This is a genomic window from Xanthomonas sp. WHRI 7064 (genome assembly GCF_040202355.2).
Lineage (GTDB): Bacteria > Pseudomonadota > Gammaproteobacteria > Xanthomonadales > Xanthomonadaceae > Xanthomonas > Xanthomonas arboricola.
In genome coordinates this window covers 3,983,859-3,999,019 of sequence record NZ_CP167821.1, presented here as the reverse complement: position 1 = coordinate 3,999,019, position 15,161 = coordinate 3,983,859, and the positions used below count along the sequence as shown (strand labels likewise).

Annotated in this window: 14 protein-coding genes; 4 read left to right on the top strand and 10 right to left on the bottom strand. The window is 63.4% G+C overall.

The window, feature by feature from the left end; translation table 11 throughout:
- Window positions 1–98: 98 nt before the first annotated feature.
- From ABQY74_RS16935 to ABQY74_RS16900, 8 genes are all read right to left on the bottom strand, one after another.
- Window positions 99–1,349: a hypothetical protein gene (locus tag ABQY74_RS16935; RefSeq protein WP_349792417.1), complete on the bottom strand. Its 1,251-nt coding sequence runs from the start codon at window positions 1,347–1,349 to the stop codon at window positions 99–101.
- Window positions 1,350–1,364: 15 nt separating this feature from the next.
- The gene (locus ABQY74_RS16930; RefSeq protein ID WP_349792415.1) at window positions 1,365–2,309 is read right to left on the bottom strand and encodes an NAD-dependent epimerase/dehydratase family protein; all 945 of its coding nucleotides are present in this window, start codon (window positions 2,307–2,309) and stop codon (window positions 1,365–1,367) included.
- A 1-nt stretch (window position 2,310) separates the two neighbouring features.
- On the bottom strand, window positions 2,311–3,039 hold the full coding sequence (locus ABQY74_RS16925; protein WP_104555229.1) for an SDR family oxidoreductase: 729 nt from the start codon (window positions 3,037–3,039) through the stop codon (window positions 2,311–2,313).
- A gap of 2 nt (window positions 3,040–3,041) precedes the next feature.
- Window positions 3,042–4,343 (bottom strand): FAD-binding oxidoreductase, encoded by a 1,302-nt coding sequence (locus tag ABQY74_RS16920; RefSeq protein WP_104555230.1) that lies wholly within the window; start codon window positions 4,341–4,343, stop codon window positions 3,042–3,044.
- A complete protein-coding gene (locus tag ABQY74_RS16915; protein ID WP_065032871.1) occupies window positions 4,343–5,731 on the bottom strand; it encodes a UbiA family prenyltransferase in 1,389 nt (462 codons plus the stop codon). Before ABQY74_RS16915 ends, ABQY74_RS16920 begins: the two co-directional genes overlap by 1 nt.
- A 103-nt stretch (window positions 5,732–5,834) precedes the next feature.
- Window positions 5,835–6,821 (bottom strand): lysylphosphatidylglycerol synthase transmembrane domain-containing protein, encoded by a 987-nt coding sequence (locus tag ABQY74_RS16910; RefSeq protein WP_104555231.1) that lies wholly within the window; start codon window positions 6,819–6,821, stop codon window positions 5,835–5,837.
- A 15-nt stretch (window positions 6,822–6,836) separates the two neighbouring features.
- Window positions 6,837–7,781 (bottom strand): electron transfer flavoprotein subunit alpha/FixB family protein, encoded by a 945-nt coding sequence (locus ABQY74_RS16905; RefSeq protein WP_104574534.1) that lies wholly within the window; start codon window positions 7,779–7,781, stop codon window positions 6,837–6,839.
- The gene (locus tag ABQY74_RS16900; protein WP_016903938.1) at window positions 7,781–8,527 is read right to left on the bottom strand and encodes an electron transfer flavoprotein subunit beta/FixA family protein; all 747 of its coding nucleotides are present in this window, start codon (window positions 8,525–8,527) and stop codon (window positions 7,781–7,783) included. The genes ABQY74_RS16905 and ABQY74_RS16900 overlap by 1 nt, the downstream gene beginning before the upstream one ends.
- Window positions 8,528–8,757: 230 nt before the next feature.
- On the opposite strand from ABQY74_RS16900, the gene rfbB reads away from it, so the two are divergent.
- The 4 genes from rfbB to rfbD all read left to right on the top strand — a co-directional run bounded on the left by rfbB (window position 8,758) and on the right by rfbD (window position 12,222).
- Window positions 8,758–9,813, top strand: coding sequence for a dTDP-glucose 4,6-dehydratase (gene rfbB / locus ABQY74_RS16895; RefSeq protein ID WP_349792411.1), 1,056 nt, complete (start codon window positions 8,758–8,760; stop codon window positions 9,811–9,813).
- Between the two features lie 62 nt (window positions 9,814–9,875).
- Window positions 9,876–10,763, top strand: a complete 888-nt coding sequence (gene rfbA / locus ABQY74_RS16890) for a glucose-1-phosphate thymidylyltransferase RfbA (RefSeq protein ID WP_349792409.1) — start codon at window positions 9,876–9,878, stop codon at window positions 10,761–10,763.
- The gene (gene rfbC, locus ABQY74_RS16885) at window positions 10,760–11,317 is read left to right on the top strand and encodes a dTDP-4-dehydrorhamnose 3,5-epimerase (RefSeq protein WP_016903935.1); all 558 of its coding nucleotides are present in this window, start codon (window positions 10,760–10,762) and stop codon (window positions 11,315–11,317) included. Before rfbA ends, rfbC begins: the two co-directional genes overlap by 4 nt.
- The gene (rfbD, locus tag ABQY74_RS16880; RefSeq protein ID WP_349792407.1) at window positions 11,314–12,222 is read left to right on the top strand and encodes a dTDP-4-dehydrorhamnose reductase; all 909 of its coding nucleotides are present in this window, start codon (window positions 11,314–11,316) and stop codon (window positions 12,220–12,222) included. The genes rfbC and rfbD overlap by 4 nt, the downstream gene beginning before the upstream one ends.
- A 115-nt stretch (window positions 12,223–12,337) precedes the next feature.
- On the opposite strand, the gene ABQY74_RS16875 is transcribed toward rfbD, so the two are convergent.
- Both ABQY74_RS16875 and ABQY74_RS16870 read right to left on the bottom strand, forming a co-directional pair.
- Window positions 12,338–13,741: a mannose-1-phosphate guanylyltransferase/mannose-6-phosphate isomerase gene (locus tag ABQY74_RS16875; RefSeq protein ID WP_047127291.1), complete on the bottom strand. Its 1,404-nt coding sequence runs from the start codon at window positions 13,739–13,741 to the stop codon at window positions 12,338–12,340.
- A 48-nt stretch (window positions 13,742–13,789) separates the two neighbouring features.
- On the bottom strand, window positions 13,790–15,136 hold the full coding sequence (locus ABQY74_RS16870) for a phosphomannomutase/phosphoglucomutase (RefSeq protein ID WP_039518857.1): 1,347 nt from the start codon (window positions 15,134–15,136) through the stop codon (window positions 13,790–13,792).
- Window positions 15,137–15,161 lie beyond the last annotated feature (25 nt).

Genomic DNA, 15,161 nt, shown 5'->3' with positions numbered 1-15,161 from the left:
CTGCAAACGCTAGTCAAATCGTTGTCGCTTCCTATCCATCGGAGACCCGTTCACGCGCCGTGCCCATCAGGAAAATGGCGCATGCGGTAGCACTGGTATCATTCCTTTGTGGTGATGGTGGCTTCCCAGCCCTCGGGATTGAACTTGATGGTATGCGAGCCCGGCTCATCGAGTTTGCGCAGTTCTGCAGCGGGTCCGTAGTCGACAAAGCGCGGCCGCAGCATGTGGTCCTTGTTCAACAGGCAGATAAACAGCAGCAATAGCAGCGTGCATCTGGCGCCCTGCCTTTCGCTGCCCAGCAGATCCTTCAGAACGATGAAGAAGACCCACCAGAAGACGATTTTCAATGCGAAGAAATAACGGTCGCCGTGGAGCAGCGACAGCAGTGGTTCGACGGTGACCTTGTGCGCTGCGGCCAACACTTCGAGGATCGCGAAGGCCAAGGAGAGAAGCACGCCAATACGGGCCACAGGGGCGAGCCTGCTGAAAAACAGGATGTACATGCCGGCTGCCGCATAGCCGATCGGCCAGAACACAGGCCGAAGCGGGTTGTAGCCCAGGATATGCAACGGAGCGGCCTGCCCAAGCGAGCCGACCACGAGGCGGGCGAGGGAGGTGTACTGTGGGTGTTCCGGCGCCGATGTGTACAGGAACGACAGTTGAATCACCGCGCACGCCGCCACCACCGTCCAGGCGCCGAAGTCGCGCTGCTCGAGGTACTGGGTAGCGATGGAAAGCAGGTTCGAGCGTCTGGTGACGCGCAGGGCGAGGAAGCCGATCAAGCTCAGCGCCATCAGCGCAAGGCAGATGATCGAGAAGGGGCCGGTTAGCGCGGCGATGGCGAAAACACCCTTGAGCACATGCCTGGCGATCGGATTGCTGGCCTTCGTGGCGATGAAGCAGTAGGTGATCAGCGGAAATTGCAGGAACCATTGGATGTTGGTGATCGTGCCGAACACCTCCCCATTCGTCGGGGTGAGCAAGAACACGCTCAGGACCAGATACGGCGGAATCACCGGTCGCAGGTTCTTTACGCAAATGAAAATCGATGCTGCGGCAATGGCGATCGCGCTGGCGTTGTAGATGAGCGGCGTGTATGCCGCGCTTACGAAGGACGCGCACCATGTCACCAACCGCGGCGCGGCGTGCAGATAGCCTGCGTATGGTCTGAACAGCAGCAGTCCCTGCTGCTCTATCTGGTCTTTCAGGAAAAGAACGGCGTCTTCCGCCCACAACTGTGGATGCGCCAGGGCGTCATTTGATTTCAGGCAGACCAAGGCAAAGGCAAGGAAGAAAAGGCCGAGATCGTATCTCCTCAGATTGATCCGGTAGTCGCTGCGCAGGTTCATCGACGTCGGGTCTCTTCAGCGCTGCAGCACGATGCGGCTATACCGTGGATCGGTATAGCTCTCCCGGATCGCGTCCTCGAACGGCGTCTGCCGTACGCCGAATACCGCTTCAGTGTCGATGCCCTTGAAGTCGTCGCCCGCGCTGAGCGCCTTGAGTTGGTCGGCGGTGAACGGCGGCTTTGCGCTGAAGATCGAATACACGCGCAGCAGGAAGGCAAAGAACCCGATCGGGATATGCACGATCAGGGTGTGCAGCTTCTTGACCCGCTTGATCGTCTTGATGATGTCGACGTAGTCCACCCGGGTGTCGCCGACGATGTCGTAGACCTCTCCGTCGGGCTCGCGTTCGATGCACTTGGCGATGCAGCGGCAGAAGTCGCGCTCGTACAGGGGCTGGCGCATGAACTTGCCGTCGCCCGGAATCGGAAATACTGGCGTCTTGGCCATGAAGCGCGACAGCCAGCCCAGGTGCTTGGGGTCGAACCAACCGAACATCAGGGTCGGGCGTAGCACGCAGTGGCGCAGTCCGCTCGCGACCACCATCTCCTCCTGCGCGCGTTTGGTCTTGGTGTAGTCGTCCTTGGCCACCGAGTTAACCACCGAGGAACTGATGTGGACCAGATACGGCACGTTGGCCGCGCGGCAGGCATTGAGCACGTGAGAGGTGGCCACCAGGTTGTTGCGGGTGAAAAGCTCGGTGGTCTTGCCGGTGATCTGTGCATGCAATTGGGCAACGCAGGCCGCACCCTCGAACTCGCGGGCCCAGTCGCCGGGCTCGGCCAGATCCGCGTGCACCACGCGCACGGCAGGATGCAGTCCGCGCAGGATCTGCAGGTTATGGGCGTGCTTGTCGATCGCCACCAGTTGGGTGTAGCCCTGTTGTTCGAGCTCGACGATCAGATTTTGGCCGACCAGCCCTGCGGCACCGGTGATGACGATCTTGGCGTGTTTGTCGGTCATGTCAGAGCTTGATCCTGCGGAAAACGAATTCGGGTATGTTTTTGATCACCAGCATGATGGCCCACCAAAATGCTGGCAGATAGGCCACGGCGCGACGCTTGTCCACTGCACCGATAATTCCCTTGGCGATCTGGTCCGGCTTTGCCCACAGCGCGCCCTTTTTGAAGGCCGCGGTCATGGGTGTGTCGACGAAGCCCGGCTTGATCGTGAGCACGTTGATGCCGTCCGGGCGCAGGCGCTGGCCCAGACCGCTCAGGTATGCAGTCACAGCCGCCTTGGCGCTGCCGTAGAGGTAGTTGCTGGCTCGGCCGCGGTCTCCCGCCACCGAAGAAATGACTGCAAGCGTGGCGCCCGACGTCAGTCGCGGAACAATCGCCGCGCACAGGGCAATGGTGGAAGTGCCGTTGGTTGCGAACTCACGAAGCGACAGTTCGACCGATGCGTTACACGCAGCCTGGTCCGGCAGCGTGCCATGTGCGATCAGCACAACATCAACGCCACCAAGCGCCGCCCAGGCAGCGTCCAATATTTCGCCATGACGTGCGCTGTCGTTGACGTCGAGGACGCCGATGCTGCTCCTGCCACCGCGTGTGGTCAGGTCCGCTGCGATCGTCTCAAGGCGCGTTGCCTGTCGGCCGAGCAGATGGATGGCCGCCCCGCGTGCGGCGTAGCGTCGGGCGGTTGCTTCGGCGATGGCCGAGGTGGCACCGATGATGAGGACGCGTTGCATGTCTACTCCGTGACCCGGCGCCAGAAGCCGGAAGAAAAACGTGGGTCGAGATAGCTGCCGAACTCGCGCCAGCGGCCATAGGCGCGCTGAAACGACTGTGCAGCCATACGTGCATCCTTGGCAGGGTACAGAGCGCCGCCTGCCTCGTCGACGATGCGGTCCAGTCGCTCAAGCAGGCGGAGTACGTCAGGACCGGTATTGGGAAAGTCCAATGCCAATGTCGTCCCGGGCCTCGGGAAAGACAGCATGCCGATGGAAGGTGTGTTGCCGAATTCTTTCAGCACTGCCAGGAACGAGCCGCTGCCGCTGCGCGCGATCTCGGCAAGCAGCGCGTCGACCCCGTCACGTGCGGTTGCAGGCGGCAATACACATTGATACTGCAGAAAACCGGATGGGCCGTACATCCGGTTCCAGTCGCGGATACCGTCCAGCGGGTAAAAGAACGGCAACAGGTGGCTGACGAAGCGTCTGTGCGATGCCGGCTGGCGCCAGTAGTAAAGCGCATTGAAAGGCCGCAGAGACAACTTGTTCACCAACGAAATCGGTGGCGTGACCGGCATGGACAAGCCTGCGCCTGGCGATTTCGGTCGCTCCTGGGCGAGCCCGGTGCAGTGATCGGCGCGGGTGAAGTGCCCGCGTCCGCGTGCCTTGCCGCTTGCCAGGCAATCGATCCAGGCCACGCTGTACTCGTGGCTGTCGGCAGATGCGGCCGATAAGGCGAAAAATTCGTCGAGCGAGCCAAAGCGGATATTTTCTGCTTCCAGCGTGGGACTGCCGACACGGCGTAGCTGAATTTCGGCCCAGGTGATCAGGCCGGTCAGGCCGAGCCCTCCCACTGTGGCCGCAAACCAGAGATCGGCGTCATCCGGGGTGCACAGCCGCCGCTCACCGTCGCTGCGCAGCAGCTCGAATGCGCGCACATGGTGGCCAAAATTGCCGGTGCGATGGTGGTTCTTGCCATGCACATCGTTGGCGATCGCGCCGGCGACGGTGACGTAGCGAGTGCCGGGTGTCACTGGCAGGAACCAGCCTTGCGGCAACGCCAGCTCGATGATTTCGGCAAGGGTGACTCCCGCCTCACAGCGCAGGACGCCATTGCCTGGATCGAACGCGATGAATCGGTCAAGCCCACGTGCGCACAGCAGTGCACCATCCGGGTTCAGGCAGCTGTCGCCATAACTGCGTCCGTTACCACGAGGCAGGGCAAAGCCATCGAATGCCGGCAGACGTGCCGCGCGATCATGGATCGGTAGCAGCGTCTGGTGTGCTCTGGGATAGCGCCCCCAGGACTGCCCCGCCGCCATCAGATGGCGCTCAGGGCGAACAACCCGCACAGCACCACAACGATCTGGCTCACGCGATCGGTGGCAGCGAACACGATTGGGTCATCATGCATCTCTCCGCGATGGGCGATGATCCAGACCCGGCTCACCCAGTACAGCAGCACCGGACACACCAGCCACAGCAGCTTGGGATTGCGGTACAGCTCCACACTCTCGGGGCTGTTGATGTACAGCGCCATCACCATCACCGCAATGTAGCCAGCCGCCGCGCCCATGGATTGCAGCAGCGAGAGATCTTCCACTGAATAGGCACGACCACTGGCCCTGGTCTTGCCGCTGCTCAACATGGCATGCAGTTCGGTATAGCGCTTGAGCAGGGCCAGCGACAGGAACATGAACATCGAAAACGCCAACAGCCAGAACGACAGTTCGACGCCGATCGCCATGGCGCCGCCGATGATGCGTACGGTGTAGAGGGCTGCGAGCAGCACAACGTCGATCATCACGATGCGTTTCAAGCGCAGCGAGTACGCCAATGTCATGACGTAGTAGGCAAGCAATACCAGGGTGAATTCGATGCTGCATGCCAACGACAGCAGAAGGCCGGCGACGGTTAGCGCAGGGGCGACCAGCAGGCCCTGCAAAAGAGGAAGCCGACCTGCCGCGAACGGGCGTTTGCGCTTGCGCGGGTGCTGGCGATCAGGCGTCAGGTCCAGCAGGTCGTTGAGTACATAGACGCCGGAGGCGCATAGCCCGAACGCCACCAGCGCAATCGTGGATTGCACCACCGATTCCAGATCCAGGAAGCGGTGTGCGGTCAGCAGGGGAACGAACACCAGCAGATTCTTCAGCCACTGATGCAGGCGCAACGCCTTCAGCCATGCACGGGCACGCGGCGGAGCAGGCCAATGCGCATGCACGGTCGTCCGCTGCGCAGCAGCCTTGGCGAGTGCAGCGCCATTGTTGACCACCCAGGCGCCACCGGCCTTTTCCCACACATGCAAATCCACGCTGCCGTTGCCTGCGTAATCGAAGTTGCCCTGACCAAACGCGTCGACCAGCACATCTGCCTTGTTGCGACCGGACAGATTGCGTTTGCCATCACTGGCGATCACCTGCTCGAACAGGCCCAGATGGTCTGCAATAGGCTTCACCAGGAGCGCGTCGGACGCCGTGCATAGCACGCGCGGGCGCTGCGTCGTGGTGCGTAGCAGCTCCAGCACCTGGTGGTTGTAGGGCAGGGTCTCCGCAGGCAGGACGACGCGGGAGGCAAGTTCTCGCTTTAGCGCAGCCTTGCCGCGCAATAGCCACAGCGGCAGCAAGAACAGGTACAGCGGATTTCGAGCCAGCAGAGCCAGCACCGACTCGTAGAGGATGTCGGAATTCAAAAGCGTGCCATCCAGATCCACGCAAAGGGCGCGTCCCGAAACAACCGGACGGGTGGAGCTGCTGGTAGGAGCGGACATCGACTGCCTGGCGATCCATTGCGGGGCCGCGATTATACCTAGTCGATCAACCTGCTTCTTCCCGCGATGCAAATTCTGCGATCAGCATGGCCACCGCGCCGACGACAATGGCGTACCAGAGCGTGACCAGGCGCGCCGCGACGGCGACCGCAATCGCCTCCGGGGTAGAGATCCCGAGCCGATTGAGCATCAACACGATGGCCAATTCGGTGGTGCCGACGCCACCGGGGACGAACGACAGCGCGCCGATCAGCATCGCGAGTGGATAAATACCGAGCGCGACCATGGGGTCCAGCTGCAAGCCCATGCCAACGCACAGGCTCACGAAGACAGCCGATGTCAGTCCCCAGGCGAGGCATCCGGCAAGCGTGCTCTGCCCGAACGCGCGCAGATCCAGGCAGCTACGCAGCTCCAACGCTGCCGCAAGGCAGAAGCGGGCCAGGCGTCGCAGCCAGCGGCCGGGAAGGCGCTCGGTCACACGTGCCAGACTATTCAATAGCGCAGGCCACGCCGCCGCGCCGAACAGTACACAGACAAATCCCAGCACCACGGCCACCAGGGCGCCCAGGGTGGGGAACACCGACGCAGCCAGCAGCGACAAGGACAGGATGACCAGCAGATCGGACGCGCGCTCGAAGACGAAGACGCCCAGCGTGCGCTCGGCCGGGATGCCCATGCGCGCGAAATAGCGAATCCGCATCAGTTCGCCGGCCTTGCCGGGCGTTGCGGTCAGGGCAAAGCCCGCCAGATAGCCAGCCAGGCCGGGTAACACCGGTACGTGATGCCCCTTGCGGCGGAGGAGCCAGTGCCAGCGCCAGTACCGGAACAGGTACGTGATGGAGACGGGCACGATTGCGAGCGACATCAACTGCCAGACCTCGCTCAGCCGCGAAAACGTCCCGTTTCCGTGGTCCACCCAGACCAATACGGCGACGTACCCCGCGCACAGCAGCAACACGAAGGCGGCCAGATAATCCAGACGGTGCCGCAATCTTGCGGCACCGTCGATGCTGGGAGGCGAAGATGAATCCATTGCAGCAGAAGGGCCTCAGCCCAGCGCGGCCTCCAGCTCCGGCAGCAGGGTGAACAAATCCCCCACCAACCCGATGTCGGCAATCTCGAAGATCGGCGACTCCGGGTCTTTGTTGATCGCCACGATCGTGCCGGCGTCCTTGATGCCGGTCAGATGCTGGATCGCCCCGCTGATGCCGATCGCCACGTACAGCTCGGGCGCGATGATCTTGCCGGTCTGGCCGACCTGCAGCTCGTTCGGTACGTAGCCGGCGTCCACGGCGGCGCGCGAGGCGCCCACGGCGGCGCTAAGCTTGTCGGCCAGGCTGTAGATGTGCTGGAAGTTCTCGGCCGAGCCGACGCCGCGGCCGCCGGAGACCACGCGCTTGGCGCTCTGCAGATCCGGACGATCGGAGCTGCCTGCGGCCAGGCCGACGAAGCGGGTGTGGGTCGGCAGCACGGCATCCACAGCGACGGACTCGATTGCTGCACTGCCGCCGGTTGCCGCTTCCGGCCAGGAGGCGCTGCGCACGGTGGCGACCACGACCTGGTCGGCCGGCGCTTTCACCGTGATGATCGCGTTGCCGGCGTAGATCGGGCGCTTGAAGGTGTAGGCATCTTCGACCGCCATCAGGTCGGAGACCTGGTTGACGCCTAGCAGCGCGGCCACGACCGGCATCAGATCCTTGCCGAACGTGGTCGAGGGGCCGAACACGTGGGTGTAGCCCTGGCCGGCGAGCTGGGCGATCTGCGGCCCCAGCACCTGCGCGATGGCGTGTTCATTGGCGGCGTTTGCCACTGTCAGCACGCGAGCAACACCCGCCAGCTGTGCGGCCTGGGCCGCAACCACGGCCGGATCGGCCGCCAGCACGACGATGTCGATGCACTCGGCCGACACCGCCAGCGCGGCGCTGAGGGTCTTGGCGGTGGCCGCATTGAGCTGGCCGTTGAGATGTTCGGCAACGATGAGAACCTTGGCCATTACAGCAACCCCTTCTGCTTGAGTGCGGCCACCAGCTCGGCGGCGTCCTTGACCATCACGCCGCGGCTGCGCTTGGACGGCGGCGCGTAGTGGGTAGTGGCCAGGCTGTCGTGCGCATCGACGCCGAGATCGGCAAAGGCCAGCGTTTCCAGCGGCTTGCTCTTGGCCTTCATGATGTCCGGCAGCTTGATGAAGCGTGGCTCGTTCAAGCGTAAATCGGTGGTGACCACTGCCGGCAGGTCCACTTCCAGCGTCTCCAGGCCGGCGTCGACTTCGCGGGTCACCGTGGCCTTGCCATCGGCGACCACCAGCTTGCCGGCGAAGGTCGCCTGCGGGCGGCCCCACAGAGTGGCCAGCATCTGGCCGGTCTGATTGGCGTCGTCGTCGATCGCCTGCTTGCCCAGGATGACCAGGTCCGGCTGTTCCTTCTCGACCAGCTTGAGCAGGGTGCGCGCGGCGGTCAGCGGCTGGATGGCCGCGTCGGTGACCACGTGGATGGCGCGGTTGGCGCCCATGGCCAGGCCATTGCGCAGATGCGCCGCAGCATCTGCCGGTGCCAGGGTGGCGACCACCACCTCGGTGGCGATGCCGGCGTCGCGCAGGCGCAACGCCTCTTCCAGGGCGATTTCGTCGAACGGGTTCGGTGAAAGCTTGACGCCGTCGGTGACCACACCGGAGCCATCGGGCTTGACCTGAATGCGGACGTTGTAGTCCACCACGCGCTTGTAGGCGACGAGGATTTTCATCGTGTACGAGATCCTTCAGCTGTTGCGGGAAGGCCCGGCCGCGGCGGCAGGCTCGGGAGTGCGGTCATTCTAACCGTGCAAGGCGCACCATGCGATGGCGTATGGATGCTGCGGCGCAACACTTCCGAGCGTTGTGTGGGCAATGCTTAGGCCCGGTATTGCTCTGACCGTATATCCTGTGTGGTTTATAAAAAACGCAGCGCAGTGCGCGCGACCAGGAGGGGTAGACAGTGGCGACTTGGCTAGTGACCGGCGGGGCCGGTTTTATCGGCGGAAATTTTGTTCTTGAGGCAGTCGCACGCGGCATCCGCGTGATCAATCTCGATGCGCTCACCTATGCGGGAAACCTGAACACGCTGGCGTCGCTGGAAGGCAATGCCGACCACGTCTTCGTCAAGGGCGACATCGGCGACGGCGCGCTCGTGACCCGTCTGCTGCAGGAACATCAGCCGGACGCAGTGTTGAACTTCGCCGCCGAAAGCCATGTGGATCGCTCGATCGAAGGCCCTGGCGCGTTCATCCAGACCAACGTGGTCGGCACCCTGGCCTTGCTCGAGGCCGTGCGCGACTACTGGAAGGCGCTGCCGGATGCGCGTCGCGAGGCCTTCCGGTTCCTGCATGTGTCCACCGACGAGGTCTATGGCACGCTGGGCGAGACCGGCAAGTTCACCGAGACTACGCCGTATGCGCCCAATTCTCCGTATTCGGCGTCCAAGGCGGCCTCGGATCACTTGGTACGCGCGTTCCACCACACCTACGGGCTGCCGGTGCTGACCACCAACTGCTCGAACAATTACGGCCCATACCATTTCCCGGAAAAGCTCATTCCGCTGGTGATCGCCAAGGCGCTGGCCGGCGAGCCGTTGCCGGTGTACGGCGATGGCAAGCAGGTGCGCGACTGGTTGTTCGTCAGCGACCACTGCGAGGCGATCCGCACCGTGCTGGCCAAGGGCAAGGTCGGCGAGACCTACAACGTGGGCGGCAACTCCGAGCGCCAGAACATCGAGGTCGTGCAGGCGATCTGCGCACTGCTGGATCAGCACCGCCCGCGTGAGGATGGCAAGCCGCGCGCGAGCCAGATCACCTATGTCACCGATCGCCCCGGACATGACCGTCGCTACGCGATCGATGCCTCCAAGTTGAAGAGCGAGCTGGGTTGGGAGCCGGCGTATACCTTCGAGCAAGGCATCACGCAGACGGTGGAGTGGTACCTGACCAACCAGACCTGGGTGCAGGGCGTGCTGGATGGCAGCTATCGGCTGGAACGGATCGGCGCCGCGGCCTAACGCGAGCCCTTAGCAAGAGCCCGCGCATGCAAGCGTGTGCGGGCCTCAACAGGACATCCCTGATGACACAACGTAAAGGCATCATTCTGGCGGGCGGCTCCGGCACGCGCCTGTACCCGATCACCAAGGGCGTCAGCAAGCAGCTGTTGCCGGTGTACGACAAGCCGATGATCTACTACCCGCTGAGCGTGCTGATGCTCGCGGGTATCCGCGACATCCTGATCATCAATACGCCGCACGAGCAGGCGCTGTTCCAGTCGCTGCTGGGCGATGGTTCCCAGTGGGGCGTCAGTATCCAGTATGCCGTGCAGCCCAGCCCTGACGGCCTGGCGCAGGCCTATCTGATCGGTCGCGAGTTCGTCGACGGCAAGCCGAGTTGCCTGGTGTTGGGCGACAATATCTTCCACGGGCATGGTCTGACCGATACCTTGCGCCGCGCCGATGCGCGTGAGCAAGGTGCAACCGTCTTCGGTTACTGGGTCAACGACCCGGAGCGCTATGGCGTTGCCGAATTCGATCAACAAGGCAAGGTCATCGACATTGCCGAAAAGCCGGAAAAGCCCCGTTCCAACTACGCCGTCACTGGCTTGTATTTCTATGACGGCAAGGCCAGCGACTACGCGGCTGCGTTGAAGCCTTCGCCGCGCGGCGAGCTGGAGATCACCGATCTCAATCGCTGCTATCTCGATGCCGGCAATCTGCACCTGGAGCCGCTGGGGCGCGGGTATGCATGGCTGGATACCGGTACGCATCAGTCATTGCACGAAGCGGCCAATTTCATCGAGACCATCCAGATGCGCCAGGGCCTGCAGGTGTGCTGCCCGGAAGAAATCGCATTTGGTCAGGGCTGGATCGATGCGGAGCAGCTGGAGCGCCTGGCGGCGCCGTTGTTGAAGAATGACTATGGCAGGTATCTGCACGAATTGGCCGTACGAGGAGTAGTGCCTTGAAAGTGATCGAAACGCGTCTACCTGGTTGCGTCGTCATCGAGCCGGCAGTGTTCGGCGATGCGCGCGGCTATTTCTTCGAAACATGGAATGCCGAACGCTTCGGTCAGCACGGCTTGCCGACGCAATTCGTGCAGAGCAACGTGTCCACCTCCGCCAAGGGCGTGCTGCGTGGTCTGCACTACCAATGGCCGCGTCCGCAGGGCAAGCTGGTCAGCGTGCTGGAGGGCGAGGTCTATGACGTCGCCGTCGATGTGCGTCACGGCTCGCCCAACTTCGGTCAATGGGCGGCGGTGGTGCTGAGCGCGGAGAACAAGAAGCAGTTCTGGATTCCGGAAGGCTTCGCGCACGGCTTTGCGGTGTTGTCCGAACGTGCAGTGTTCAGTTACCTGTGCACCGACGTCTATGTCAAGGAAGCCGATGCCGGCGTGCGCTGGGACGACGCTGCGATCGGGATCGATTGGCCGATCAGCGATCCGTTGTTGTCTGCCAAGGATGCCGACGCGCCGTTCCTGGGTGACGTGGCGGTCGATCGCTTGCCGGTGTTTACCCCGTGACCACCTTGGTCTTTGGGGCGAACGGGCAGGTCGGCACCGAGCTGCTGCGCGCACTGGAAGCTGATGGTGCAGTACACGCCACCACGCGCAGCGGGCAGTTGCCCGACGGCAGTGCCTGCGAGACGGCAGACTTCGACGCACCGCAGACGCTGACGTCCTTGCTGGACCGGATCGGCCCGAGCCGTGTCGTCAATGCCGCCGCCTATACCGCAGTGGATCGCGCCGAGCAGGACCGCGACGGCGCACTGCGCGCCAATGCGACCTCGCCCGGCGTCATCGCGGCATGGTGTGCATCCAACAACGTACCGCTGGTGCATTACTCGACCGACTACGTCTTCGACGGTCAGGGCGCCGCGCCGTATCCGGAGGATGCGCACACCTCGCCGCTGGGCGTGTATGGCGAGACCAAGCTTGCTGGCGAGGAGGCGATCCGTGCTTCGGGTGCGCAGCATCTGATCCTGCGCACGGCATGGGTGTATGCCTCGCACGGCGCGAATTTCCTGCGCACCATGTTGCGTGTCGGTGCCGAGCGCGATGAGCTGCGGGTGGTGGCCGATCAGGTCGGAACACCGACACCCGCCGCCCTGATTGCCGATGTCACTGCGCAGTTGCTGCGCCAACGCACACCCGGCACGTCGGGTACCTGGCACCTCACGGCTGCAGGGCAGACCAGCTGGCATGGCTTTGCCGAGGCGATCTTCCAGCAAGCCGTCAGCGCAGGCCTGTTGTCGCGTGCACCGCGCGTGGTGCCGATCACGACCGCCGACTATCCGACGCCCGCAAAGCGGCCGGCGTACTCGCGGCTGTCGATCGACAAACTGCAGCGCGATTTCGACATCGTGTTGCCGGACTGGCAGCTCGGCCTGCAGCGCGTGATTGCCGAAATCGCCGCTGCCAGAGAGTAAATCGGCGACTCCGGGCGGTGGCGATAGTTCCGCTGATCCATGCAGGCCGCAAAAACAAACAGCCGGGAATCCCCGGCTGTTTGCGTATGTGTTGCAGAGTCCTGCAAGCGACCGATCAGGTACGCCCGTAGGTGTCTTCGAAACGCACGATGTCGTCTTCGCCCAGATAGCTGCCTGACTGCACTTCGATCAGTTCCAGCGGCAACTTGCCCGGATTGCGTAGGCGATGGGTGACGCCAAGCGGAATATAGGTACTCTGGTTCTCGGTGAGCAGCAGCACCTCTTCGCCACGCGTGACTTCTGCGGTGCCGCTGACGACGATCCAGTGTTCAGCGCGGTGGTGATGCATCTGCAGGCTGAGCACGGCGCCGGGCTTGACGGTGATGCGCTTGACCTGGTGACGGTGACCCATGTCGATCGAATCGTAAGCACCCCACGGGCGATAGACCTTGCGATGCCAGGTGGCCTCGGAACGGCCAGCCGTCTTGATCTGGCCCACCACGTCCTTGACCTCCTGGATGCGATCGCGGTGACCGACCAGCACGGCATCCGGCGTCTCGACGACGACCACGTCTTCCAGGCCGACCATGGCAATCAAGCGCGAGCCGTAGGCGTAGGTGTTGCGGCAGTCGACCTGGATCACGTCGCCATGATGCGCGTTGCCGTCGGCGTCCTGCTTGGACACGTCCAGCAGCGACGACCACGAACCGACATCGTTCCAGCCGGCATCCAGCGGCACCACCACCGCATCGGCGGTCTTTTCCATCACCGCATAGTCGATCGAATCCGACGGGCTGGAGGCGAACGCATCCTTGTCCAGACGGGTGAAGTCGGCGTCGCGCTTGCCGCCTTCCCACGCCTTCTGGCATGCATCGGCAATGGCAGGCTGGAACTTGCGCAGTTCTTCCAGATAGCGCGAGGCACGGAACAGGAACATGCCGCTGTTCCAGTAATACTCGCCGCTAGCCAGATAGCCTTGCGCGGTGGCCAAATCGGGCTTTTCCACGAAGCGTTCAACGGCGCTGACGCCGGTACCCGCGCTGGCCTTGATATAGCCGTAGCCGGTTTCGGGCGCGGTGGGCTTGATGCCGAAGGTGACCAGCTTGCCTTGTTCGGCTGCAGTCGCCGCCAACGTGACCGCGGCCTGGAATGCCGCTTCATCCTGAATCACGTGATCGGACGGCAGCACCAGCAGCAGCGGATCGCTACCGTCGCGAGTCGCTTCCAGTGCAGCAACGGCGATGGCCGGTGCGGTATTGCGACCCTTGGGCTCAAGCAGGATGGCCGACGGCTTCACGCCCAACTGCTGCAACTGCTCGGCGGCCATGAAGCGGTGTTCTTCGTTGGCCACCACGATGGGTGCATGCGCCGCCACCGGGGCGGAACGCAGCCAAGTGGCCTGCAGCATGCTGTGCTCGCCGACCAGCGGCAGGAACTGCTTGGGGTACGATTCGCGCGACAACGGCCACAGGCGCGTGCCGGAACCGCCGGACAGGATGATAGGTAGGACGTCGCTCATGGGCGGGGGAAACTCCAAAGTGCGTCTAAAGGTGGGAGAGGGGGTGAATCAGCCGCGCAGCAGATCGGAAATTTCCTGCGTACGCGTTTCCAGCAGTGCGGCATCGCCACGCGTTTCCACGTTCAGACGCAGCAGCGGCTCGGTGTTGGAGCTGCGCAGGTTGAAACGCCATTGGCCGAAGTCGGCACTGATGCCATCGGTGTAGTCCAGTTCCGGCGACTGATCGCCGTAGTGATCCATCACGCGTGCAACCGCCGCCTTGGCATCGTCCACCTTGAAGTTGATCTCGCCGCTGCAGGGGAATTTCTGCATGCGCGCCTCGACTAGATCCGCCAGCGAACGACCGGACTGCGACACCAGCTCGGCGATCAACAACCACGGGATCATGCCGGAGTCGGCGTAGGCGAACTCGCGGAAATAGTGGTGCGCGCTCATCTCGCCGCCATACACGGCGTTTTCGCTGCGCATCTTTTCCTTGATGAAGGCATGGCCGCTCTTGCACAGCACCGGGATGCCGCCGGCGTCCTCGACCATCTCGACGGTGTTCCAGGTCAGGCGCGGGTCGTGCACGACCTTGCCACCCGGCTGCTTGGCCAGGATCGCCTGCGCCAGCAGGCCGACCAGGTAATAGCCTTCGATGAAGCGGCCGGTGTGGTCGAAGAAGAAGCAGCGATCGAAGTCGCCGTCCCAGGCGATACCGAAGTCGGCGCCGTGTTCCTTGACCGCCCGGGCGGTGGCGTCGCGGTTTTCCGGCAGCAGTGGGTTGGGGATGCCGTTGGGGAAGTTGCCATCGGGTTCGTGGAAGACGCGGATGAACTCGAACGGCAGCTGCGGAGCAAGCAGGTCGACGATCAGGCCGGCGCCACCGTTGCCGGCGTTGACCACCAGCTTGAGCGGCTTGAGCGTGCTGCGGTCCACGTAGCTGAGCAGATGCTCAAGGTAGGCGGTCTTGTCGGTGCGGCTCTGCTCGCTTGCGGTGGGCTCGCCCGGCGCGGCGGTATCGGCAGCGACGGTGTCGCGGATCGCGAACAGGCCGGTGTCGGAGCTGATCGGTCGCGCCTGCTCGCGGACCAGCTTCATGCCGTTGTAGTCCATCGGGTTATGACTGGCGGTGACCATCACGCCGCCGGCCGCCTTGAGGTAATCGGTCTGGAAATAGACCTCCTCGGTGCCGCACAGGCCGATGTCGATCACTTCGCGGCCGCTGGCGCGCAGGCCGGCCGAGAGCGCTTCCTGCAGGCCGGGACTGGCCAGGCGCACATCGTGGCCCAAGACCACGGGCCCTTGCTCCAGCTGCGCCGCCAATGCCACGCCGATGCGGCGCGCCAAGTCCTCGTTGAGTTCATCCGGCACGCGGCCGCGAATATCGTAGGCCTTGAAGGCGGGTAGCGTCATGGGCAATTCCTGGGGTGGGGGAATT

Excerpts from the sequence above, each read along its gene's own strand:
- ABQY74_RS16935 (WP_349792417.1), bottom strand. The coding sequence starts at position 1,349 with ATGAACCTGCGCAGCGACTACCGGATCAATCTGAGGAGATACGATCTC.
- ABQY74_RS16925 (WP_104555229.1), bottom strand. The coding sequence starts at position 3,039 with ATGCAACGCGTCCTCATCATCGGTGCCACCTCGGCCATCGCCGAAGCA.
- ABQY74_RS16910 (WP_104555231.1), bottom strand. The coding sequence starts at position 6,821 with ATGGATTCATCTTCGCCTCCCAGCATCGACGGTGCCGCAAGATTGCGG.
- ABQY74_RS16930 (WP_349792415.1), bottom strand. The coding sequence starts at position 2,309 with ATGACCGACAAACACGCCAAGATCGTCATCACCGGTGCCGCAGGGCTG.
- ABQY74_RS16905 (WP_104574534.1), bottom strand. The coding sequence starts at position 7,781 with ATGGCCAAGGTTCTCATCGTTGCCGAACATCTCAACGGCCAGCTCAAT.
- ABQY74_RS16900 (WP_016903938.1), bottom strand. The coding sequence starts at position 8,527 with ATGAAAATCCTCGTCGCCTACAAGCGCGTGGTGGACTACAACGTCCGC.
- ABQY74_RS16875 (WP_047127291.1), bottom strand. The coding sequence starts at position 13,741 with ATGAGCGACGTCCTACCTATCATCCTGTCCGGCGGTTCCGGCACGCGC.
- rfbA (WP_349792409.1), top strand. The coding sequence starts at position 9,876 with ATGACACAACGTAAAGGCATCATTCTGGCGGGCGGCTCCGGCACGCGC.
- ABQY74_RS16870 (WP_039518857.1), bottom strand. The coding sequence starts at position 15,136 with ATGACGCTACCCGCCTTCAAGGCCTACGATATTCGCGGCCGCGTGCCG.
- ABQY74_RS16920 (WP_104555230.1), bottom strand. The coding sequence starts at position 4,343 with ATGGCGGCGGGGCAGTCCTGGGGGCGCTATCCCAGAGCACACCAGACG.